At 66.6% G+C, this 22872-nt stretch carries 20 protein-coding genes and 1 pseudogene; 12 read left to right on the top strand and 9 right to left on the bottom strand.

Features of this window, described 5'->3' with window-relative positions:
* The 4 genes and pseudogenes from JGU66_34950 to JGU66_34965 all read right to left on the bottom strand — a co-directional run bounded on the left by JGU66_34950 (position 1) and on the right by JGU66_34965 (position 4793).
* Positions 1 to 376, bottom strand: a pseudogene (locus JGU66_34950) (transposase).
* 1001 nt (positions 377 to 1377) lie between these two features.
* A complete protein-coding gene (locus tag JGU66_34955) occupies positions 1378 to 2796 on the bottom strand; it encodes a hypothetical protein (protein ID MBJ6765981.1) in 1419 nt (472 codons plus the stop codon).
* 634 nt (positions 2797 to 3430) lie between these two features.
* A complete protein-coding gene (locus tag JGU66_34960; protein ID MBJ6765982.1) occupies positions 3431 to 4093 on the bottom strand; it encodes a TetR/AcrR family transcriptional regulator in 663 nt (220 codons plus the stop codon).
* Between the two features lie 49 nt (positions 4094 to 4142).
* Positions 4143 to 4793, bottom strand: coding sequence for an SRPBCC family protein (locus JGU66_34965; protein MBJ6765983.1), 651 nt, complete (start codon positions 4791 to 4793; stop codon positions 4143 to 4145).
* Between the two features lie 482 nt (positions 4794 to 5275).
* Here JGU66_34965 and JGU66_34970 point away from each other — a divergent pair, with 482 nt between their 5' ends.
* The 3 genes from JGU66_34970 to JGU66_34980 all read left to right on the top strand — a co-directional run bounded on the left by JGU66_34970 (position 5276) and on the right by JGU66_34980 (position 8472).
* Positions 5276 to 6646 (top strand): hypothetical protein, encoded by a 1371-nt coding sequence (locus JGU66_34970; protein MBJ6765984.1) that lies wholly within the window; start codon positions 5276 to 5278, stop codon positions 6644 to 6646.
* A 418-nt stretch (positions 6647 to 7064) separates the two neighbouring features.
* On the top strand, positions 7065 to 7562 hold the full coding sequence (locus JGU66_34975) for a hypothetical protein (GenBank protein MBJ6765985.1): 498 nt from the start codon (positions 7065 to 7067) through the stop codon (positions 7560 to 7562).
* A gap of 355 nt (positions 7563 to 7917) precedes the next feature.
* On the top strand, positions 7918 to 8472 hold the full coding sequence (locus JGU66_34980) for a dihydrofolate reductase family protein (protein MBJ6765986.1): 555 nt from the start codon (positions 7918 to 7920) through the stop codon (positions 8470 to 8472).
* A 283-nt stretch (positions 8473 to 8755) separates the two neighbouring features.
* Here the strand turns inward: JGU66_34980 and JGU66_34985 are convergent, their stop codons facing one another.
* Positions 8756 to 9331, bottom strand: a complete 576-nt coding sequence (locus JGU66_34985) for an ABATE domain-containing protein (GenBank protein ID MBJ6765987.1) — start codon at positions 9329 to 9331, stop codon at positions 8756 to 8758.
* 210 nt (positions 9332 to 9541) lie between these two features.
* Here JGU66_34985 and JGU66_34990 point away from each other — a divergent pair, with 210 nt between their 5' ends.
* Both JGU66_34990 and JGU66_34995 read left to right on the top strand, forming a co-directional pair.
* A complete protein-coding gene (locus JGU66_34990) occupies positions 9542 to 10201 on the top strand; it encodes an SDR family oxidoreductase (protein ID MBJ6765988.1) in 660 nt (219 codons plus the stop codon).
* 14 nt (positions 10202 to 10215) lie between these two features.
* Positions 10216 to 10743, top strand: a complete 528-nt coding sequence (locus JGU66_34995) for a lipocalin-like domain-containing protein (GenBank protein MBJ6765989.1) — start codon at positions 10216 to 10218, stop codon at positions 10741 to 10743.
* Positions 10744 to 10919: 176 nt separating this feature from the next.
* Here JGU66_34995 and JGU66_35000 read toward each other — a convergent pair whose 3' ends face one another.
* Positions 10920 to 12014, bottom strand: coding sequence for a redoxin domain-containing protein (locus tag JGU66_35000; GenBank protein ID MBJ6765990.1), 1095 nt, complete (start codon positions 12012 to 12014; stop codon positions 10920 to 10922).
* A 113-nt stretch (positions 12015 to 12127) separates the two neighbouring features.
* Between JGU66_35000 and JGU66_35005 the strand changes: the two genes are divergently transcribed.
* Positions 12128 to 13213 carry an AraC family transcriptional regulator gene (locus tag JGU66_35005; GenBank protein MBJ6765991.1) on the top strand — a complete coding sequence of 362 codons (1086 nt, stop codon included), beginning with the start codon at positions 12128 to 12130 and terminating at the stop codon, positions 13211 to 13213.
* Between the two features lie 119 nt (positions 13214 to 13332).
* Here JGU66_35005 and JGU66_35010 read toward each other — a convergent pair whose 3' ends face one another.
* Positions 13333 to 13923 (bottom strand): DUF4291 domain-containing protein, encoded by a 591-nt coding sequence (locus JGU66_35010; GenBank protein MBJ6765992.1) that lies wholly within the window; start codon positions 13921 to 13923, stop codon positions 13333 to 13335.
* Between the two features lie 255 nt (positions 13924 to 14178).
* On the opposite strand from JGU66_35010, the gene JGU66_35015 reads away from it, so the two are divergent.
* The 4 genes from JGU66_35015 to JGU66_35030 all read left to right on the top strand — a co-directional run bounded on the left by JGU66_35015 (position 14179) and on the right by JGU66_35030 (position 17624).
* Positions 14179 to 14817 (top strand): hypothetical protein, encoded by a 639-nt coding sequence (locus JGU66_35015; protein MBJ6765993.1) that lies wholly within the window; start codon positions 14179 to 14181, stop codon positions 14815 to 14817.
* 126 nt (positions 14818 to 14943) lie between these two features.
* A complete protein-coding gene (locus JGU66_35020) occupies positions 14944 to 15081 on the top strand; it encodes a hypothetical protein (protein MBJ6765994.1) in 138 nt (45 codons plus the stop codon).
* 190 nt (positions 15082 to 15271) lie between these two features.
* Positions 15272 to 15949 (top strand): SRPBCC family protein, encoded by a 678-nt coding sequence (locus JGU66_35025; protein ID MBJ6765995.1) that lies wholly within the window; start codon positions 15272 to 15274, stop codon positions 15947 to 15949.
* Between the two features lie 283 nt (positions 15950 to 16232).
* Positions 16233 to 17624: an SH3 domain-containing protein gene (locus JGU66_35030; GenBank protein ID MBJ6765996.1), complete on the top strand. Its 1392-nt coding sequence runs from the start codon at positions 16233 to 16235 to the stop codon at positions 17622 to 17624.
* A gap of 643 nt (positions 17625 to 18267) precedes the next feature.
* On the opposite strand, the gene JGU66_35035 is transcribed toward JGU66_35030, so the two are convergent.
* Both JGU66_35035 and JGU66_35040 read right to left on the bottom strand, forming a co-directional pair.
* On the bottom strand, positions 18268 to 19185 hold the full coding sequence (locus tag JGU66_35035) for a DUF3396 domain-containing protein (protein ID MBJ6765997.1): 918 nt from the start codon (positions 19183 to 19185) through the stop codon (positions 18268 to 18270).
* A 158-nt stretch (positions 19186 to 19343) separates the two neighbouring features.
* Positions 19344 to 20306, bottom strand: coding sequence for a transcriptional regulator (locus tag JGU66_35040; GenBank protein MBJ6765998.1), 963 nt, complete (start codon positions 20304 to 20306; stop codon positions 19344 to 19346).
* Between the two features lie 131 nt (positions 20307 to 20437).
* On the opposite strand from JGU66_35040, the gene JGU66_35045 reads away from it, so the two are divergent.
* Both JGU66_35045 and JGU66_35050 read left to right on the top strand, forming a co-directional pair.
* The gene (locus tag JGU66_35045; GenBank protein MBJ6765999.1) at positions 20438 to 21283 is read left to right on the top strand and encodes a helix-turn-helix transcriptional regulator; all 846 of its coding nucleotides are present in this window, start codon (positions 20438 to 20440) and stop codon (positions 21281 to 21283) included.
* Positions 21284 to 21329: 46 nt separating this feature from the next.
* A complete protein-coding gene (locus JGU66_35050; GenBank protein MBJ6766000.1) occupies positions 21330 to 22589 on the top strand; it encodes a hypothetical protein in 1260 nt (419 codons plus the stop codon).
* Positions 22590 to 22872: the final 283 nt, after the last annotated feature.

The raw sequence follows: 22872 nt of genomic DNA on the forward strand, positions 1-22872 counted from the left end.
ATTGTAGTAGCGCTGGTACTCGCGCAGCAGACGCCGAGCGTGAGGTTCGTTCAGGACGACAACATGGTCCAGCAGCTCCCTACGTATCGAGCCGATGACCCTCTCCGCATGGGGATTTTGCCACGGACACCGTGCTGCGCTCGGCACCTCGCGAATCCCCCAATGGGCAAGCGTAGCGCGAACGCCCTCGGAGTAGAGCTTGTCCCTATCTCGGAGCACCGGTCCCAGGAAAGGCCTCGCGCAACTGCTGCTTCGTCCACTCTTCCGTCGGGTGCACGGCCACATTGAGGTGGATAATTCGCCTGTCTCGGCGACTCACAACCACAAATCCCAACAGCACTCCAAACGTCGCAGTCGGAATGACAAAGAAGTCCATTCCCGCGAACTCCGACAGATGCAAGCGCAAGAGATTCCGCCATGAGGGCGATGGTTTCGGTGCTCCCCTTCCAGGTCTGGGCATGTACCGAGCAACCGTTGTCTGGCCTACTTCCATCCCCAGCTTCGACAACTCCCCATGAATGCGCGGGGCGCCCCATGTCGGGATGGATTCAGCCATGCGCCGAATCAACGCGCGCAGTTCCGGAGTTGGCCGAAGCCACCCCACCCGACTCCGGGACTTCCATCGCGAGAAGAGTCGAAAGCCCATCTGATGCCACTTCACCACTGTCGCAGGCTGCACCAAGCACAGTGGCCTCCGCCAGCCCAGCCAGAGGCGTTGGAGAACCACCCAGCAGAGGCGGTCGCCCCGCGCAAGCCGCGGTGATGCGCGCCTCTCACGAAAGACTGCGAGTTGTTGACGAAGGTCCCGATTCTCCAGGACCAGATCCGAACGGCTCCGCAGGGCCGAGCACATCGTCTCGACCAGCGCCTTCACGAAGACCCGAATCTTACCGGCCGTAGCTGGCAGGCCAGAATTCTGCCGCCCCCGTCACAAGCGGCATGGCCTCACAGAGGCGCCTGCGCACGCTCACCCACCTTCGCCCCTTCCATCCTCGGCATTCTTCGGCCCTCCATCTGGAGGGCTGTGCATGCAATGACGCGTTGGCTGACGCACGCTTCTCACCGGCCCCGAATGTCTGATAGCCCCCCCAGCAGGGTGGCGTCTATGTTTCGGTCAAGGTGGTGACGGACGCGCGGCGGCTGCGCGTGCGCGACACCGGGCCGGGGATTCCTCCGGAGGCGCCGACGCGCATCTTCGATGCCCTTCCAGCAAGTGGAGACACTGGAGCACAAGTCCACGCCGGGCGTTGCGCTGGGGCTGACGCGGGTGCGCGAGCCGGTGACGGTGCTGGGCGCAAAGGTGTCGATGAGCTCACAGCCAGGAAAGGGCAGCGAGTTCACCGTCGAGCCGCCTTCCTGCGCACGGCGGAGGCGAGGTCAGTCGCCCGGCAGCGACGACAGCAGGTCCTTGATGCCATCGAGGATCTTCCGCGCGCTGAGCTCTCCTTCGACCCGCTCCCCGACACTGTCAGGGTCGCTGTCGAAGCCGAGGACATTCTCGGGGCCCTCGATGCCGATAGCGCCCTCGACGACCAGGTCGTTTCCAATGAAGACCTGCACGGCATGGGCCCTCTTCGAGGACACAGGCTGCGTGAGGTCGTACGGCCAGAGGCGCCTGCGGAGCTCCGAGGCGAGGATGGAAGGAGGGACGGCCGCACTCCCTCCCTGGGCGACCAGGGTCATGATGACCGAGTCGGTGCGGGCATCGCCTTCGGCCTTCTCGAGGTCGCCATTCGCATGCACCCGGAGCCACAGGCCCGGCCGCTTCTGCAGTCGCAGCAGGAGCGGGCTGCCGCTGCGTGAGTGTTTGGGAATGCCCGGCGCCTCCAGGTCGCGTTCGAGGTCCGCGCCGCCGAGATCGTGGACGACCAGGTCGCCCTTCGAGGTGCCCACCGCGACGAAGCGGTCATTCGGAGACACGCTCAGGCAGGAGACCTCCCACGGGGGCACCTCGAATGGAAGCACCCCGAGCACCCGCCCGCTACGACTCGAAATGAGTGTCACGCCCTCCGCGCCGCTGGCCACGAGCCAGCGCGTGCTCCGAGCCATCGCCAGCAACGCTTCTTGACCGTGGCCACACCTCAGGATTTCCGAATCCCAGTCATGCCTACCGGTCTCGTGGTCCCACCTGTAGAGGCGCGGCCGGACCGGCTCGTCATCCCGGTTGAGGCGTGACTTCACGCCCACCACGCGAGGCCCGGTCGGCAGCACGAAGCCCGGCCCGATGGCGACGCCCCGCTCTCCCTTGAACCGCGAGAGTTCCTGTCCTGTCCACGCATCGAGCACCACGAGGTCCCACTCGAAGAAGCACCACAGCTTCGTCCCGTCGTCGCAGAGCGACAGGCCACAGGTGGGCTCGAAGGTGTCGATGTCCTTCAGGAGCAGCTTCGGAGTCGAGCCCGGCGTCCACGCCCAGACCCCGTCGCCATGGGTGACATGGCCCGCCCAGTACATGACGCCGTCCGCAGAGACCACCAGCGCCTTGGGACGCGCCGTCAGGGGTGCGCTCTCCAGCCCCCTGCCGGAGTCCAGCGCGTACACTCGGGCGACCTTGTCCTCGAATGTCGCGGCCAGCAGGTCTCCTGTCGGGAACAGCCGGACCTTGTTGAGCCCCTCAGCGACCGTCAGCGTCGACACGGTCCGCGCGGCCGCGACGTCCCAAACGCGGACCGTGGAGTCCGCCGCCGCCGCCGAGACGATCCGGGACGAGTCCTCGAGCCAGTCCGCGGCGAGGATGGGCGTGGAGTGGCCCTTGAGCTTCGTGCTCGGTCCGTGAAGGTGCCTGTCCTGCTTCATGGTGCGCCTGCCTCCATCCTCACCGTCACCTCCCGCGGGTGGGCCTCCACCGGCACGCTCACCGTGGTGGGGTGGGCGATTCTTACCAGGAGGTCGACCGCGCGGGCATCCACGCTGTCTAGGGTCACGAAACCTTCCAGCTTCGACGCGGAGGGATTCATCCACCCGCGCGCCCGTGGAGTCCTCATGGAGGGAGTCGCTGGACTTGCTGACCGTGAGGAAGTGTTTGACCCGGCTCAGCCGGAGCACGAAGCGGCCGTGCCAGAGTTCTTCATGTTTCAGCGCCATGTCTTCCAGCACCTCCCAATCCCAGAGCTTCTCACCCGCCTCTACGGGCGCCCGCTGAACCTCCCTCGCCGCGTCTTCGCCAGTGCAGGGCCCCAACGGTGCCAGCCTCGCACGCATGACGGTTTCCAGTTCGGCTGCAGTGGCGAAGCGCTCAGCGGGATTGCGCCGTAGCAACGTGTGGAGGATGTCGCTCAGCGGCACGGGCCCCCTCTGTATCGCACCTGCTTCTTGAGACTCCAGATTGATAGGAATCAGGCCGCTTGCCGTTGCATGAACTCCCGCAGCACCTCGCTGGCGCGAGCTTCACGTGAGCAGTGACATGCCTCTGTCGAAACCGCACGACGTGTCAGGTGGAGCGCCGGGTACCCGCTCCGAGCGCGACAGTCGCCACCTCGGCGATGGCGACCTTCTCGAGCAGTTCGACCTTCGGAATCCCGGGGATGTTCCCCAGCACCCCGGCGGCCCTGAGTGACGCGAACCCGTGGCACATGGACAACGCGGCGATGGCCCGGGCGACGACGACGTCGAATGGAAGCCCGGGGTTGCCCGCGGCCACCACCTCGAACAGGGTCCGCAGGGAGCGGTCGGACGCCTCGTGGACGGAGGCGAAGCGCACCCGGTCCTCGATTTCAGGAAGGAACATGATGCGGTAGTGCGAAGCGTGCTCCTCCGCGAAGGAGAGGTACGCGGCGGCGACCTCCGCGAGCTTGCCCGGCACGGTGGACTCACGCGCCACGGCCTGCGCGACGCGCTCCGCGAGCAGGTCGTAGCCCTCGGTGGCCAGCGCCGCCAGGAGGGACTGCTTGTCCGGGAAATGGTGATAGGGCGCTCCGGGAGACACGCCCACGGCCCGGGCGAGGACCTGGATGGTCAGCCCCGTGACGTCGCCTTTCCGCAGGAACTCGATTGCCGCATCCAGCAGGGCGCGGCGCAAATCGAGGTGGTGATAGCCGCGAGGCTTCGGGGACTTCCTGGCCACGGTCTGACGCGTCTTGGGGGTGCTCGCCACGGGACTCCCATCTCTTCGTGGCGAGCATAGGTCGAGGAACCCCGCGTCGTCAGTTCTGCCGAGCCGTCAGGTCGAGTGTCGACTCGGTCTGGATATGCTCCATGCCGACCTTCATGTAGCCAGCGAAGTCCTCCTCGACGAAGGATTTGAGGAAGCCCTCCGTGGGCCACCCGTTGCCACGAAAGCGATAGGTCCAGCGCAGGTGCGTCCCCGTCGCCGTCGGTGTGAAGTTGAACTCCCCCACCGCGTACTGGACGGCCCGGCGCGCCTCGTTGGTGAAGTTCCAAACGATGTACTGAAAGCGTTGGCCCTCCGCGACGACGAGCAACTCCTCGAGAGAGGTGTTCCCGTCTCGCAGCACCACGCGTCGGCGCGTTCCCGGACTGCCCCAGGATGGGGAGAGGACTTCGGTCCGCTCGATGCCGGCGATCTTCTCGGTCCCCAACAGGATGCGCTCCAACGGAACGTTCACCAACCAAGGCAACAGGCGGTCCGGGGGCACGGCGATATCGGCCTCGACCGTATGCGCGATGAACGGCGCCTCGGGCTCCAGCGTGGGCGTCGGCGTCGTGCGGTGCAGCGAGTCCCGCTCCGTGACGGAGGTCCCCGACGCGTAACCGACGGGCGTCGCGCACGCGCCCAGGAGCACACCACACACGAGGAGGAGCAGGGCGAGGGCAGGTGTCGCAATCCGCGGCATGGACGTTCCTCTCAGAACACGAATCTAAATTACATTTAGATGCGAGGAGATAGGTTGTCAAGGCAACGACTGGCGCCGTGCCAGTGGAGAGCGGGAGAGTCTGTGCCTGGAGACGACCTTCACGAAGCGCGGGGCGTCGATCCCCGCGAGAGACCTGTCACGGGGTGGAGGTGGGCACTGTAGGGACGTCCACTCGACGGCGATGTTGGGATTGAAGGCCCAATCCCCTAACAGATTCGCCCACAACCCTGGCTGGAGGCGGGCCTCCTGCGCGTCGGCGTCGACGACAGCGGAAAACGGCATGCCGGCCTGGCCTTCCTCCAGGTCGCTCATCTCGTCCACACCTGCAGCCCAGGGTGGCCCAAGATTTCCCTGTCGCTCGTTTTCTGCACCTTGAGCTGCGCGGCGCTCCACCCCCGCGCTTCTTGACGGTCGTCGCCACCCGTTGCCGCCTCGCCAGATTCGGCGATACTTCTCCGACCATGATCCAACGGCCCTGGCCCCTCGAGCTCGCCGCGCGGCAGCTGATCCGCGATGACGTCGCCGTCGAGTCGCGGCTGTCCGTGGTGGGGCTCGTTCGATTCGACGAAGTCCTGGCTGGCCGCATGGCTCGCGGGCTCAAGCGGGAAGACGCCGAGGCCTGGCTCGACCTCCATCGCGCCTGGATCAACGAGCGTTTCGGGGCTGAGGACTTGGTGCCCGCCTTCACTCGGTGGTCTCGGCTACGGGCCGTCTCCGAGCTGCGGATCGACTGCAACTGGCTCGGTGTCACGGGGGTAGCCGAGGTGCTTGCGTCACCGCTCCTGCATCACCTGGACGAACTCGAGCTGGCCGTCGGGCTCCACACGGTCGAGGCATTCGAGCCGCTGGCTCGGCGAACGATGACCCGCTTGCGCCGCTTCGGCCTCGCGATGCCCGACGCCCAGGATGGTGACATCCCCGTGGGTGATGATCTGGCCAACCTTCTCTCTGCTGCCGGTCTCGAGCGTCTGGAGAGCCTCGCGCTCCCTCGCGTCGGCATCGGCCCTACGGGCCTGAGTCGTCTGTTCGACCTGCCCGCGTTGGCCTACTTGGACCTCGCAGGTTCCGTGTTCGGCGAAGAGGGCTGCCACGCCCTGGCCCGGGCCTCGAGCCTGTCGCGCCTTCGTGGGCTCGATCTCGAAGGCTGTCTCGGATTCGGCGATGCCGGCGACTCGGCATTCCCTGGCCCCGGCTTCTCGGCGCTCATCACGTCGCCGCGCTTGGCCGTCGCGCATCTCGGACTGGGCGACATCCCGGGAGCCGCCGCGATCGCCGCCGGCTCGGCACGCATGACGACCGTCGAGCACCTCGCTCTTTCGGAAGTCGAGGATGACGAGCTCGCGTCCCTCATCGCGTCTCCCTACCTGACCGCTCTCCGCCACCTGCGCCTGCGGAGCTGCAATCTTTCGAGCACGACCCTCGCCCGGTTTGGACGGTCTCAGCTTCTTGCCGCACTCGAGTCTCTGACCCTGAGCAACGAGCCCACGGCGTCGCAGCGGGGTCTCGTCGCTCGGCGCCTGCCGCGCCTGCGCGAGCTTCGGATGGAGGTCAACCACACGACCGCGGACAGCCTCCGCCGCGCCGACTTGCCCAACCTCACCGAGCTACACCTCGACTTCGACGCGACGACCCTGAGCCAGGATGAGGAGGTCGAGGAAACCGACCTGGATGCGGTCATCGATGCGCTCGTGAGCGCGAAGGGCCTGCCGCGTCTGACAGCAGTCGCCACGTCACCTGTTTCGCCCGAACAGATGGCCAAGCTCGCAGGCCGCTTCGGTACGGGATTCCGGACCAAGGAGTACTCGCTGACGGGCTCGGTCCGGGACCTTTGAATCGCGACCCGGAGCAGATTCGTCAGGCGTCACAGGCTGACATGCCCTGGGATTCTCGGACCATGTGAAGCTTGCGAATTGCAGTCGCGCGCCATCGAAACACCTCGGCCCATCCTGCGACCTGAAGGCACACGTCTTCATGCCCGCTAGCGCCATCAAGTCTTGAGATGGGGGTCGCGCCCCTGCGTCGTCTCTCGCGCCAAGAGACACCTCCTGGTCGTTCAACACCTCGAGATGTACCGCCTGAACCGAATCCGCAGTCAAAGCGCCACTCTGGAGCGAGAGGAATCCCAGGGTAAATGCATACGAATTCCTCCCGTGGACCACGCACCTCGACAGCTGGCGCTTCGTGTTCGTGCTAGCCGAACAGTAGCGGGCTCTCTAAGGTCACGAACCGAACCCGAAGGAGATCGCAACGATGATGCCGTTCAGAGTCGCAGCTCCAGCAGCCGCGCTGCTCGCCGCGCTAGGGGTGTTGGGCTGCGGCAAAGAGGCCGAACCAACCCCGACTCCCGACCCGGAGCAGCCGGGAGGGACCGTCGACAACGTCCCTGACAACCAAGCCCAACACTTCGTCGCCACCGATCCGAGCGACTCGGCGAGTTGGACCTTCGCCCTGCAAGACCAGGTTGCGATCCCTTCAGGTGTCCGCGAGGTTTTCGTCGAGCTACACGCCTGCCGGCACGCCTACGAGCCACCGGGTGTAATGCGCTTCCGCACGCCCGAGTCGACAAGCTGGCGCAACCTGAACGTCGACCAGCCCCTTTGCGGCAAGCCCGGCACCCCTGCCGCTCAGGTCTGGCTCCCTGTGAGCGAGTCCCCAAAGCTCGTCGTCGAAGCCGTGCGCCCGGAGACGGGAGGCCAGTCCTACGTGCTGACGACCGTCAAGGTTCTCGGCTGGGTCGTGTCCCGATAAGGGTGTCAGTGGCCAGCAGGGCAAGAGCGAACGCAAGGTAAGGCCCTGCTCCCGTGTGCATACCCAAGATCCGGTCGCCTCATCATGGAGGCGGTCGGCGGCCATGATGGCGTCGAGGGTACGGACGAACCCGATGAAGCGCAGCTATCGCAACGGCGTCTGGCCCCAATTCGGTACCGCCTCCTGCTCCCTTGTGAGCTTCGCCCCGAAGCCCCTGGTCGGCTTTGACCGGCATGGCGGCCCTCCGCCCCTACCCAGATGAAGCGCGGTTCCGGTCGACGAATCGCGTGGAGTGTCGCCCGCGATGGCGTCTGGTTTCTGCGCGCTGGGCGGGCCTATCGTAGAATCCCACGCCATGGGCCTCCTCACCTTCGGTCTCAATGTGACGTTGGACGGATGCATCGATCACACCCAGGGGATCGCGGACGACGAGCTGCACGACTACTGGACGCAGCTCATGGATCAGAGCGGGGCGATGCTCTTCGGGCGCAACACCTACGAGCTGATGGAGGGAGCCTGGCCCGCGGTGGCACACGACGAAAAGGCGCCGCGCGCGATGCGCGAGTGGGCACAGAAGCTCGAAGCGAAGGCGAAGTACGTCGTGTCGGGCTCGCGGAGCGACTTTCCGTGGCAGAACACGAGCAAGGTGGAGGGTGACCTTCGCGAGGCGATCTCGGCGCTGAAAGCGAAGACCGAGCGGGGTGTCCTCGTCGGAGCGCCCAAGCTCTCGACTTCGCTCGAGGAGTGGGGGCTCATCGACGAGTACCGCATCGTCGTTCATCCCATCATCAGTGGCCGCGGGCCGACGTTGTTTCATGGCCTGTCGAGTGCTCGGCATCTCGAGCTCCTCTCGACCCAGCGGTTCAAGTCCGGCGTGCAGGCGCTCCACTTCCGTCGCCGGGCGGGATGAGCAAGGACGAGCGAACCCACGGCATTTCGCGTCGGGAAGAGTCCTCGCAGAAGCGACGCGAGTGAACCGCAGCGTCGCAACTGAGCGCGATGCAGCTGCCCGACTTCTTCGGACCACTGCTGACGAGAGAGGCGCCGCTCGGGATGGATTGGGTTCCACGGCATCGCACTGCCGTCGAAACTCCAGAGGCGTGACGTAGCCGCGGCTCCCTCGCCCCGCGCTTCTCGCCCGGCTTCAGCACGGGCTGCTCAATCGGAGGGTATTACCAGGGGCCGAAGCCGCACTATCCGCCCTCTCCCCGCTGACGTCGGCGGAACTCCTCCACCTTCGCCTTGTTGCCGCAGCCCGCCATGGAGCACCAGCGCCGCTGTCCGGAACGCGAGGTGTCCACGAAGAGGAGCGCGCAGCCCTCGCCCTCGCAGTGGCGGATGCGCTCCGCCAGCGGGCCCCCCAGTAGCTCCACACCGTCGCGCGCCACGGCCGCCAACAGTGAGTGCACGCCACCGCGCATCCACGTCAGTCCCTCGGGGCCCAGCTGTGGCGCCGGAGGAGGCTCCGCCGCCCACCGGTTCACCAGCGCCCTGGCTTTGGAGTCCATGCCCTCGTTTCGCAGGCGGGCCACCGCCAGTTGGTAGAGGGCCTCGCGAAGCTCGCGCGCGAGCCGCAGCTCCTCGTCGGTGGGCCGCGGATCCTTCGCCGCCAGCCCGGCGGCGACCAGCCAGCGGCCCAGGTCGTGCGGCGTCTCCAGCAAGTCCTTCGGCTCGGCCTTCAGCCGCGCGGCCAATGATGCAGGCAGGTCCAGGCAGAGCCGGCCCGAACGGAACTTGAACCCGTCGCGCAGCTCACCTGCCGGAGCCACGGGCCGCTCCGGTGCCTGTTTCTTTCTGGGTGCCATGACATCCCACAGGAAAGCATGAAACCGGGTTGACAGGTTACATAAAACCCAACATAACTTCGCCCGTAACCTGTTCATGGGGTTACCAACTCCACCCGTCGCGGAGGCACACTCATGCAGCTGGCAGGCAGGAAGGTGATTGTCGTTGGGGCTGGCTCGGGCATCGGAAGGGGCGTGGCCTTGGCCGCATCCGAGGCGGGCGCCCACGTGGTGCTGGCGGGCCGCAAGCGGGAGGCGCTGGAGGCCACCTCCGAGTCGATGAGGGGCCCCCGCGAGGTGCGCGTCCTGGACGCTTCCGTGGAAGCAGAGGTGGCGGCATTCTGCGAAGCGGTGGGCCCCTTCGACCACCTGGTGAGCACCGTGAGTCAGGGCACCGCCGGGCCTCTCACCGGGCTGGGCTCCGCGTCCATCGAGCGGGCCTTCGCCGCCAAGCTCTGGGCGCCCATCTTCCTGGTGAAGCACGCCTCGCCGCGCATCTCCCCGGAGGGCTCCTTCACCTTCTTCTCTGGCTTCCGTGCCTGGAAACCCGCCGTCGGCACCTCCATCACCAGCCTGGTCAATGGCGGTCTCGAAGCCTTTACCAAGGCCATGGCCGTGGAGCTCGCGCCGGTGCGGCTCAATGCCATCTCTCCAGGCGTGGTGGACTCCGGCTCCTTCTGGGACCGGCTCAGCGCCGAGGCCCGGGAGCGGCTCTTCGCGGACTACGCCAACAAAGCCCCTGCTCGCCGCGTCGGGAAGACGGAGGACCTGGCCGCCGCCACCCTCTTCGCCATGACCAACCGATTCCTCACCGGCACCGTCCTCACCGTGGACGGTGGTGGGGTGCTGATGTGAGGGGGCACGACGCGATGAAGCGAAACGACTGGCGAGCGCTCACGGGCGGGACCTTGCTGCTCCTGGTGGTCCTCCTCACCTCTCGCGAGGCGGACGCCCGAGAGAAGTCCCTCGCGGATCAGCTCGTGGGGACCTGGACGCTTGTCCTGGTCGACAACGTGCTTCCGGATGGGCAGCGGGTGCAGCTCTACGGTGCGGAGCCCCAGGGCCTCCTCATGTTCGATGGCCAGGGGCGCTACTCCATCCATATCCTCCGCGCGGGTCGGGCACGGTTCGCGTCCAGCGACAAGAGTCAGGGAACGCCGGAGGAGAACCAGGCCACCGTGCGGGGGACCAACTCACACTTCGGCCGGTACTCGGTGAATGAGAAGGAGCGCACGCTCACCTTCCACATCGACCACGCCTCATTCCCGAACTGGGAAGGAACAGAGCAGCGGCGCACCTTCACGCTGGCGGGCGACGAGCTGACATACATCGTCCCCGCGCCGACGACCGGTGGGACGGGGGCCGTCGGCGAGGTGAAGTGGAGACGCGCGAAGTAGCCACGAGTGAAGGGAGCGCCGCACCATTCGAGCTACGGGGAGACATCGTTGTCGTCAGCACCTGAGCCGCGCTGCTCGAACTGGAACGCTTCACCGTCCTGCGTGGCGCTACTCGGGGGAGTGAATGTCGGCACTGCCGGAAGAGACTCGTCGGGGTTCGACTTCACGCGCCGGGGCTACGCCAGATCGACCGGCGCGTAGTAGTGCTGGTCGCCGAGCGCGTCGACGCGCCGCCAGAAATCCTCGCCAACGGCCAGACCGCTCGCGCTCTTCTCGGCCGTCTGTCGCCAGAGCGCCCAGGACGCAGGGTGCAGCCTCGTAGCCTCTGCGAACTCGGCGACAGCTTCGTCGGCTTGCCCGTCGCGCATCAGGGCCTGGCCCAGGCGAAAGTGCGCATGCGCTTCGGTAATTGCTGCGTCAGGCACACTCAGCCGCGACATGACAGCCTTCGCATCGAGCGTGTACGGGCTCGCGCTGCCACGGACAGCCCAGTCGCGCACCGCGTGGAGATACGCGGCCTTCCCTCGGTCGCGCGCCTCGCGCGCCTCCTCCGGCATCGCGAAGGTCTTTCGGTCCATTTCACGGAAGCTGTCCGTCATGCCCGCAGATTCGGGTGGCCGCACCATCTGACCGGCGTCGTCGATCCAAACGGCCTGTGGCACGTTCACGAGGTTGTACAGCTCGGCGATGAGGTGGTCGCGGTCAATGAGGCAGGGGTAGCCGGGCGAGGCAGCCTCAATCCAAGGCCGGGCCGCGTCAGGCTGATCCAGCGCGACAGCCAGCACCGTGAACCCGTGCTCCTTCGCGGCTTGGTGGAGCGACTGCCAGACGGGCAACTCTCCTCGGCAGCCGCACCACGAGGCCCAGGTAACCAGGAAGACTTTGCGGCCTCGGTAGTCGGACAATCGATGCAGCCGCCCATCAAGGTCGGGCAACGCGAAGTCGGGCGCATTCAGCGAAGTCAGCGCGGCAGCACGGCGCGATGCGCCCTCGCCGAGCACCCAGATCTTCCCCGAGCGGCTATGCACGACAGGCCAGCCCGCGTGCCGCCACGCGCCCGCCGCATCGATGCGTTCCCCGTCGACCAGATTCTGGTTGCCGCGCGGGAAGGGCATACAGGTGTCATCTCGACACAGGCCCACGGGTTTCCACAACCAGCCGGTGGCGAGTTCAAGTTCCCCCTTGTCCAGCCAGAGGGCGTCGCCATCAACCGTCGCGCGCGCCAGGCGCGTGTCCTGCGATTCATGAAGCACTCGAATCTCGCGCGTCATCGAAACCCTCCCTGTCTTGAGTTGTGACACCCTACGCAGCGGAGAGAGTCGAAGCCTGCCCAATTCTCGTCCTCCCTTGCCTGATTCTCTCCCTGTGCGCAGAATCGGCCCGAATGCCTGCCAACCCATCCAAGCGAACGAACGACGAGGGGGTTCATGGGGACCTGCGGCGGCTGACCGAGTACGCGCTGCGACTCATTCCACCTTCGACTGCGCGAACGGCGCAGCTCGTCACGCCACGGCACGGCTTGTACCTGTTGCGGCAGCACCAGCGCACGGCCTTCGAGGCCGCCATCTATTCCCCGATGCTTTGTCTGATTCTCCAAGGATGCAAGGAGATGACCTTCGGCGAGCATCACTTTCGTCTGCGCGCCGGCGAGTGCGCGCTGGTGAGCCATGACCTGCCGATTGTCTCCCGAGTCCGGGAGGCACCCTATCTGGTGTTGCTCCTCAACATCGAAGTCGATGTGCTTCGGAGCCTCTACGAAGACATCGGCGAACGGGTGACGACCGCAGCCGAGGCGCGAGCGCTCGAGGTGCATCAGGCCGACTCGCGCCTTCTCGACGCCATCAGCCGCTATCTCACGCTCTCGGAGTCGGCGATGGACGCGCGGGTGCTCGGCCCGATGTTGCTCAAGGAGATCCACTACCGCCTGATGATGGCGCCGCTCGGCCCCATGCTGCGGAGCCTGATTCGGCACGACAGCCACGCGAGCTCGATCGCCCGCGCCATCGCGCTCCTGCGGCGAGACTTCCGCTCGCCGGTGGTGGTGGAGGAACTGGCGCGCGCGGTGGGGATGAGCGTTTCGTCGTTCCACAAACACTTCAAGGCCGTCACCTCGTCTTCGCCACTGCAGTACCAGAAAGGCCTGCGCCTGCTCGATGCGCGGCGGATGCTCGTGGCGGGCACGGCCTCGGTGACCGCGGTTGCGTTCGAGGTTGGCTACGAGAGTCCCAGCCAGTTCAGTCGCGAGTACACACGAAAGTTCGGACGGCCGCCCAGCCAGGACGTGGCGCCCAAGGCGCCCAGCGCCTCTTCACACGGGGCCCGTCGCGTCCCATCAAACCACCCCGACCCTCCCCTTCGGACTGAAGGCACACGCCTTCGCCCCACTCGCACCGTCAAGTCTCGAGATGGCGGGGTCTCCCCTGCGCCGTCTCGCACGCGCCAAGGGACAGCTCCTGGCAGTTCGGCTTGAGGATTCTTCCCCGCCTGGGCGCACAGCCGAAACTCGGAGCAATTCGAGCCGGAAACGTCCTTGCTGAATGCCCCCGACTCTCGTGCGAGCTCAGCCGGTCCGGCAGAGCCCTTCCCGCGTCACATTCCCAGCCGGCGCACCAGCTCGGCCGGCACTGGAAAGACGGTCTCCTTCGGCAGCAAGCGCACGGCATGATCCGCGCGCCCGTCGTCCAGGTGCTTGCGCACCTTCTGCACCAGCGGCGTCAGGTCGGTGATGGAGACAATCCAGTCCTTCACGAAGCTCTGGATGATGGCTCGCCCCAAGCCCACCTGGATGCTGTCATGTGGCAGCCCCGCCCCCCTTAGCGTGCGCTCTGGATCCCACTGCACATGGACGGGCGCGGCATCGAACGCCTTGCGCCAGGCCTCTGGGGAGCCATGGGCCTTGGGCTCGAAGCTCGTGAGCACCGCGGCGCCGAGTGCCTCCTCCCAGCCCGTGCGACGGACTCGCACCGCGAGCGTCCGCTCCTGCCCGCTCTTACGCCCCCAGTTGGAGCGATGCATCAGCCACAGGAAGCTGGGCTTGATCCACGTCATCCGCCCCACGGAGAAGGGCGGGCCGAACGTCTGCTCCTTCACCGCCACGTCCGCGATGGCATCCGGATAGGCCTGATACATCACGATGGACGTCCGATCGAAGTCGGCGCGGATCTCTCGGGCGGCGCTCACCGTGCCATGGCCTCCGTGGATGGGGGGCTGCGTCCCGTCGTCACGGCGCCCACAGTACCACGGGGGCCAGGGCGCCCCCACCCCAGGAGGGTTCTCGGAGGAGCTGGATGAACACGCGAGAGAGGCCCTGCTGGATTTTGGTCAGGATTCGCCCTCGCGAGCACAGCGGGGCGCATTGGTTAGTTGGTGAATGAATGCGAGGGGAACTATCCTTTCGGAGAATCCGGGCGACGCGAGTCCCGGCCCGGGAGCATCGTGTTGCGCAAGGTTCAAATCACTGCAGTGATCGTCACCGTGGTCGGTTTCGTTGGCGCGGGCCTCGCGCCCTTCGCCATTCAGTATTTTGGGAGTGGCACGCTGCACGTGGTCACGGCGGGGGGCGGCGCGGTGGAGCTGGTCGTCGACGGCGCGCCGACGCGAGAGCGGAGCAAGGAAGACGACCACCTCGTCTACGAAATCACCCGAGGCCATCACGCAGTGGATTTGACGGATTCCTTGACGGGCACCGTCACGCACTACTCGGTCGATGTCTCCAATGGCTATTCCGAGCTCCTCCTGCCGACGCGAAAGGACCAGTGCTTCATTCGTTTCGATATGTCAGAGGCCTTGTACACAGGTTCGGAGGCAGGAAGCGGAAAGCAATCGCCGTCGGTGGAGGAAGTCTTCCAGAACACGGGCACGCCGATATCGGTCTCCACCAATGTGTTCCTGACCATCGGCGAGATGCCCGACAGCATCAACTCCAGACGGCGAATCTACCTGCTGCGCGATCTGCCCTGTGCCTTCGCGGTCGATGGGGCCAACCCGCGACTCCAGAGTCTGGCGCTGTCGAAGCGTGCCGATGAGCTGTTCACGGACCCGGACGCCCTGCTCGCCGACGACAATCCGGAATAGTGGAGAGGACGACGGAGGCGCTCCTCCGAGGGACGTAGCGCGTTAGTGGAGGCGCGTGGGCCTGTAGAGCCCGAGTCCGAACGGGCCGCTGCATCCCGAAGGCCTCAGGCACTGACTCCTTTCTTCATGGCCACCCTGTTCCAGCCCGAACTCACGGCGAGCACCGGCCAGCCCCATCCGCTCATCCGAGCCTTCCTCACGGCGGCCTCCGTCCGGGCGGCCCATCCCGCCATTGAGCGGGAAGCGACCACATCCACGGTGTAGCCCGCGAACAGCATCCCTCGCCCGGCCCACCGCGAGGCTCCGCGAACACGCGGTGCGCACCCAGGACGTCACGAGCAATCGCAGCTCATGCGCTCGAACCGCCACGCCTTCGCAAGAGCGTCTCCACCGCGGCTGACATACGCTGGCAATCGAGGGCCTCTGGCAGTGGCCCTGACAAGGATGCCCACCCATGCTCAAGAAGACTCTCATTGGTCTTGCCGCCCTTCTCCTGAGCGTGGTGGGTGTCATCGCTACCCGACCCTCGGCCTTCACAGTGCAGCGCACCGCGACGTTGCCGGTGACTCCGGAGATCGCCTTCTCGCGGGTGAATGACTTCCACCCATGGAACGAGTGGTCGCCGTGGGCCCGGCGGGATGTGAACATGAAGACGACGTACTCCGGCGCGGGGTCCGGAGTCGGCGCCATCTACGCGTGGGCAGGCAACGAGCAGGTGGGCGAGGGCGTGATGACGATCAGGGAGAGCAAGCCGAACGAGTTGATCCTCATCCAACTGCAGTTCCTCAAGCCCTGGGCCGCCACCTACACCACCACCTTCACCTTCAAGCCCGTGGGGGATGGCACCGAAGTGGCGTGGTCCATGCGCGGCACCCACGACTTCATGGGCAAGGCCTTCTCGCTCTTCATGGACACGGACACGTTGATGGGCAGGGACTTCGAGAACGGCCTTGCCAACCTGACGGTAGCGGCGGTGGCCGAGAAGATGCGGCGCCCCGAGGAGAAGGCTCGCGCCGAGGCAGAGGAAGCGCGCGCGGCCAAGGAGCGGGCGGATGCCGCCGCCGAGGCCGCTGCGGTCATGCAGGGCGCCCCCATTGGCACGAAAATCATGCCGCTGCCGACGAATCCGTGACGCGCGGATGAGGCCCCTCAAGTCCAGGACAGGCCGCGTCGAAGATCCTCGGGTTGCCTCCCGGAGAAAACTCCGCGCGCCTGCGAAATAGCTCGCGCTGGGAGTTCGTTGGACCTGAGGGTGAGCAACTGGGCTCACGTGGGCTGACCTGCCCGTCCCCGCACGCGAGCACGGCCGCCTGGAGCCGTCTTCCCCTCACGGAGTTGAACGCATGAGCCGCCTGGCATCCCCCTCCACACCGACACGGGTAACGACGTGCCGACCCGGTGCACGGACATGGCGCATGCGGGCGCTCTCGCTCGCGGTCATGGGGACCGCCGCCGGCCTTGCCGCCTGTGCGGTGCCGTCCGCGCGCGCCGTGTCTCCGGCCGGAGTGCCCGCGTTCAGCGAAGACATGTTGTCGCCCGAGTTCTGGATCCGCCGTGCGCCGTCGCCCGACGAGGTGCTGCTCGATGCCGACCAGGTGGCCGCGAAGCGCATGCGCGCGTTCGGTCCAGATGGCGGACTGGTCGATTTGAGGCGCATCCCAGCCACGCTGACGCGGGAGCAGGTCGCCAGTTGGATCAAGGATGCGCAGCAGACGCCCATCCAGGCAACGATCGACGAACAGGGCCTGCCGGTGACGGAGGCGATGCGCGCAGAACTGCGCCAGAACGCCGCGACCGAGCACATCCCCGAAGCATCCACCGCGCGCTACGGCCTCAGTGTGCGGCGCACGCCCCTGCGGTCACTGCCGTCGGACCGGCAATTCTTCGCCGCGGAGAACCTGCGCGACTACGAGAGCCTGCAGGCCGGCATCCTGTTCCCCGGCGAGCCGGTCGTCATCGCGCACCACAGCTCGGATCAGCAATGGATGTTCGTCCTGACGACCCAAGGGCCCGCGTGGGTCCGGCGCGGAGACGTCGCGGAGGGCACGGCGGACACGGTGTTTTCGTACGTGGCGAAAGCGCCTGGACGTGTCGTCACGGGCGACCAGGTGCGCACGGTATTCACACCGGAAGCACCAGGGGTATCCGAGCTTGAACTCGACATGGGGGTCGAGCTGCCACGGGCCGACGTGGCACCCGGCGAGCCCGTCAACGGCGCCAGCGCCTATGCATCGTGGCCGGTGCTGCTGCCGGTGCGCGAGCAGGACGGCACACTCGCCTTCCAGGGCGCGCTGCTGCGCCGTACCGCCGACACCGCGCCGGGATATCTGCCGCTGACACGTGCCAACATCCTCCGGCAGGCGTTCAAGTTCCTCGGCGAGCGCTACGGTTGGGGGCACCAATTCAATGCGCGCGACTGCAGCGGACTGACCAGCGAAGTGTACCGCAGCATGGGGCTGTTCTTGCCGCCGAACTCCGGGATGCAAGGGAAGAGCGCGGCGTTGAACCACCGCCTCTTCACCGCACAGGACTCGCACACCGAGCGGCTGCGCGCACTGGCCCAAGCGCAGGTGGGTGACCTCGTCGTCGTTCCCGGTCATGTGTTGATGATCATCGGCCACGTGGATGGCGAGCCCTACGTCATCCAAGATGTCCCATACGCCGTGTTCAAGGATCCGGACACGCAGCAGCTCCGCAAGACGAAGCTGAACCAGGTATCGGTCACTCCGCTGCTGCCGCTGTATGCCGACGACTCGACCCTGTACGTGGACGCGATGACGAGCCTCGTGCACGTCACGCGGCCATAGGCCCGACCGCCGAGCGCGGCATGGCCCTCACCGCAGGCCGAGAGGACGCCTCAACTCGCGAACAGGGTCGCGCGGGGCGCCCTCCCCCATCAGATGGAACGCTCGCGAGTACTTCGGCATCCGGGCGCCCCTATCTTTCTGTCATTCGGCACGGTCCGGTTCCGATCGCCACAGGGTATCGAGGACAGGGACTCCCCAGGATTGAGCACGGTGGCGGAGACATCGACGCCGGCAGCGGGAGTTCCCGTCGCGGTGACGACGGTGCCGCGGAGGATTCGCGTGCCCAGCAGAGACGAGGAGGAGACCGCGCTCCGGGTTCGCAGGAACGCGCGTGCGCGAGGGGTCTCGCGCACCGGTGCCTCGTGGAGGACCCCGAAAGAGACGGCAGTCCCCAGCACGAACAACGCGAGTCCGATCGCGCTCAAGCGCTGTCTACGCATGCGCTGCTCCTCGAGATGACGTTGCCCCAGTTGCGCAGAGTCCCACCTGCTGTGCCAAGAGGAGCTCACGATACTTGAGCAAGTCATCGATAAGGCTGCTCAATCGACCAGAAGCACTTGCGTGGGAGGTCGAATCCGCACCCCAGGGATGAACCAATGTATTCGCCCGCGCGATTGCCCCATCGCTCTATTTCAACAGGCGCTCAGGTGCCCAGTCGCCGGAACCACGCCTCGGTCCGGGGGATGGCTCCGCCGCCGATCCGCAGCGCCATGGACTGGTCCGCCGCGAGGGCGATCCACGGTGCGAGCAGCCGATAGACCTCTCGGTACAGCCGCAACGTCTCTGGGGAGGCGGCATCGCCTGTCGTGGGAGCCGGCCCCGCTTTGATCAAGGTGCCATGCCGGGCTTCGAGCAGCTCGACTTCGGCAGGAAGCTGACGCCGCAAGGCACTGACTCCACCGAGTGGCGCCAGCGTCCCCGCGTCGAGCAACGTCAGCCAATTCACGCCCTGGATGCCATTGTTGCCCACTGCCTTGGCGTCGAACGGGATGCGAACGATGTCGATGCCCGGGTAACGCATCGACATGTTCCATGCGTGAGTCTCACTGGCCTGCTTGTCATACCGGGAGCATTCGAAGGCGAAGCCCGCGGACCCACAACGGAAGGAGAACACTTCGGCCAGTTGGTGGACGAACGCAAGGAGGTCACTCGGATTGTCTCGGGCGTCCACCGCCGGGAACGCCATGGACAGGATGTTGGCCTGCTGGCTCGCATCCACGTTCCAGATTTCGAACTTGGTGGAGGGAGCATCGTGAGGCTTCTCGCTGACCTTCAGCTCCAGTGCGAGGTAGTTCTTGCGAGGCGCATCGGGAGCCAGCCAGGTGCCGAGCAGTCCGAGGACCCGCTTCGTGACCGGCTTGTGGACCTTCATCGTCTCCGTGGCGTGGAAGGTCAGCCGCGCGGGCGGGCACCGGGTCTGAAACAGCTCCCAGGCCGACAGCAGCCCGACGGAGCCGTCGTAGAACGAGCGGCTGGTATACAGGTTGATGCCGAAGACCCACGAGGTCAGCCGGATGCCGTCCTGGATGAGCTCGAGTTCGGAGGGTGAGGGTGCGTGCATGGTGTGGGGCCTTTGCCTGCCGTCGCGTCGAAGCACGCGGAGAAGAAGCTCGCACAGACCAAGGCCCTGTTGAAATGGAGTGAAGGGGTCGGGGCGTTGATGGAACCGGATGCCCGACCTCGCGATGCCCGTGCGCACACCGTCGGAAGTGCGTGGCGCTAGACCAGAGGCATCGACAGCAGCTCCCGTTGGCACGTCACGTAGAGCGTCCGATCGTGCACCAACAGGCCGCCCAGTTCGACGTGGCCGACGTCGTACACGGCGAGGCACTCGGTGGAGTCGAGCGACCAGACGCGCACGGTGCCGTCGGAGCTTCCGGTGCACAGCAGCCCGCGCGAGGGCTCCACCGCGACGAAGTCCACCCAGTGCGCATGGCCCTGCCATTGCCGCACGACGCGGCCAGTGACGCTGTGGACCATGTGGGCCACGAAGTCCCAGTACCCGCAGAGGAGGTGCTCTCCGTCGGGGTGCCAGGCCAGCCCCCGGAGGGTGTTCGACGGGCGGTTCCACACGATGCCGAGCTGTTCCTTGCGCGCTTCGCTGAGGGGCTCATGGTGGGCGGTGGCCATGCGCAGGTGGAAGAGGGCGCGGACGTCGAGCGTGCGGTCTTCGAGCACGTGGACCGCGCCGTTGCTTCCGCCCACGGCGACGAGGCCCCGGGAAGGCGCATGCGCGAGCGCGTAGAGCGGCCCGGTCTGCAGCGTGCGCAGGCTCTCTCCCGTCCAGGCATCCCAAAGCTGCGCGCTGCTGTCGGCGCTGATGGAGACGACGCGGTCCTCGCTGACGATCGCGGCGGCCTGGACCTCTTCTCCGTGCCCCTCGAAGGTCTGCACGCGTTGCCAGTCCTGGGAGTCCCAGAGGGCCAGGCCGCGAATCTTGTGCGCCTCGAGCACGCGGCCCAGCTCGGCTTCCCCCGCCAGCCGGAACCAGGGCTCTCCATTCCGACAGATGGCGTCCGTCTTCAGGACCCGCGTGCACTCACCGGTCGCCAGACTCCAGAGGAAGATGCGCCCACGCCCATTCGCGGCGATGTGACGCCCATCCGGCCACAGCATCGGCGCCCCAAGCGGATCTCCATCGAGGTTGTCCGCCTCGAGCATCTGGGGATGACGGCGCCACATCGATTCAATCTAGGCCGTGCCAGCAAACGAGGGCCAGAGACGAATGGAGGCAAGGAGAACCCTCGCCACGTTGACAGCGCGCCGCGCGTAGCGCGATTGCAATCGATTCGCGAGCCGTGCATTGGAACTTCGTGTCCTCCGCACCCGTCCTTGGATTTGGTCGCTATCTCGGCACACCGCTCCAGCGCCTGGAGGTGGCGGGGCTCGTCCTCACGGAGAGCATCTATCCTCCCGGCGTCGTCCTTGCTCGACACCGACACCAGCACGCGGGATTCAGGCTCACGCTGGAGGGCGGCTTCACCGACGTGTTGGAGGGACGTGCCCGGGAATGTCCTCCCAGGTCGGTGGCCTTCCAGGCACCCGAGGTCGCCCACGAGCAGCGCATCGCCGGTCGGCGCACCCGCACCTTCAACATCGACTTCTCCGAGTCGCTCTGGCGGTCGCGCTACCCGCTCGTGTCCCGGCTGGACAGTCGGATGGAGCTGACCTCCGCGCGGATGTCCACGCTGAGCGCGCGCCTCTATCAGGAGTTCCACCGCGGGGATGACGTGGCGGCGCTGGCCATTGAAGGGCTGGCGTTGGAGCTGCTGGCCGAGGCGCTCCGCGCCACGACGCCCCCGAAGGAATCAGCACCTCCCGTGTGGCTCGCACGGGTGAAGGAGCGACTCGATGCAGTCCGAGGTCCTCCTCCCACGCTCGCGCAACTGGCTCGCGAGGCCGGAGTGAGCCCCACACAGCTAGGCCGCGGCTTCCGCCAGTTCTTCCAGTGCACTCCCGCCGACCACCTGCGCCGCTCCCGCCTGGAGCGCGCCAGCCGGGCACTGAGGGAGACGAAGCATCCCCTCAGCGACATCGCGCAGGAGGCGGGCTACTGCGACCAGAGTCACATGACGCGCGAATTCAGCCGCCGACTCCGCCTGTCCCCAGCCGAGTACCGGCGACTGCTCACGGGCCACGCGTTTCGTCCAACGGGCTGAGTTCCGTCCAAGACATCCTCGCGCGACGGTGTTCAGCTTCGGCGCCATGACTTCGGACCCGATCGTCTCCCCCACCCTCGTTCGCTCCCGGCCCTCCGACTCCTGCCGGGGGCTCCCCACCCTGGCCCTCGTCGCCACGCTGTGGCTGGTGTCATCCGGTTGCGCATCGCAACAGGAGGTCCCCACCCCTCCCGCGCCGGCCGTCACCCGGGTGGAAGCAGGGCGCACACACTGGGTGCTGCGTCCCTCCGAGGCGTATGACGCCCTCTGCCTGCTGAACCTGCTGCGTGGCGACACGTTCTATACGCGGTTCTATCCCGTGGAGTTCCAGCGCTTCTCCGCCCTCCTCGAGCCCAAGGAGAAGGCCGCGCTCGAGCACCTCACCGAGCGGATGGGAAAGCAGGCCGGGACGATGGTGGGCCCCCACCTGACGCTCGTCTTCTCCGTCACGGGCGCCACCACCGTGGACGGCCTGGCCAGGACGGTGTCGGACGATGCCGCCTGGAAGGCGATGCGTCGGGACTTCAAGGCGACGAGCTACGGCGAGGACTCCGACTTCAGCGAGATGGAGGATACGCGCCAGGACCTGGGCGTGCTCTTCGCATTCCTCCAACGCGTCGACTTCGCGCGCATCTGGCGCGCGGAGTACCTGCCCCAGGTCGAGCAGGCCATCGCCCAGCTCGGCGCCCAGGTGGCAACGCATGACGTGGTCGGCTGGGACGAGGACGTTCTCGGTCGGGCGCTCCACGTGGAGGAGCTGAACGCCCACGTCCTGAAGTTCGCCAAACCCCACGGCATCCGAGTGACGGGCTGGAACTTCCTCACCGACCTCACCTACCCGCTGAGCGTCACGGTGAAGACCGCGGTGCACGAACTGCTTCACCCCCCATTCAAGCGCGAGGGCGCCATCGACGCGCGGCTCACGGCCCTGGAGGCGGACCCCTACTTCCAGCGGCTGGTGCGCGAGCATGACCCGGCGTTCGGCTACACCACCGCGCAGGGACTGACAGAAGAGGACTGCGCCGAGGCCATCGACGTCTTCGTCAGCGAGCGCCAGGGCCTGCTGCGAGGGAGAGATGGAAAACCCCTGACGGGCGCGGCCTTCTTCCGCGACCACGACGACGGAATGCACGTGCTGGCCTACATGCTCTACGAGGAGCTGCGTCGCGCGGACCTCTCCTCGGGGACGAAGTACGAGGACTTCATCCTGAAGCTGTTCGACACGGGCGTGCTCGTACCCGGGAAGCTGGAGCAGCGCTTCCGCGCCTACGCCGGCGCGTATTCCGTGAAGGCCTTGAAGGAATAGACCCTCAGGAACGCCGCACCAGACGGCCGCGACGAGGCGCGCTCGCGGCCCTCGTCGCGCCGGGCCATCGCCATGGCCCCGTACCCGAACACAGCGCCGGGACTGGGAGAAGGCAGGAGTGCCACGTGAACAGAGATGGCTGGGTCGCGCGATGCTTGGTCCGCGCTGGCTTGCATACCTGGGGGCGGTTGGCCCAACCCAGGAGCATTCTCACCACGCGTTCCAGCTCGTTCGGGCGACAGTGGGATTGCTCACGCTCGCGGATGCACGCGGACGCCGCGCG

This window comes from Myxococcaceae bacterium JPH2 (assembly GCA_016458225.1).
GTDB lineage: Bacteria > Myxococcota > Myxococcia > Myxococcales > Myxococcaceae > Citreicoccus.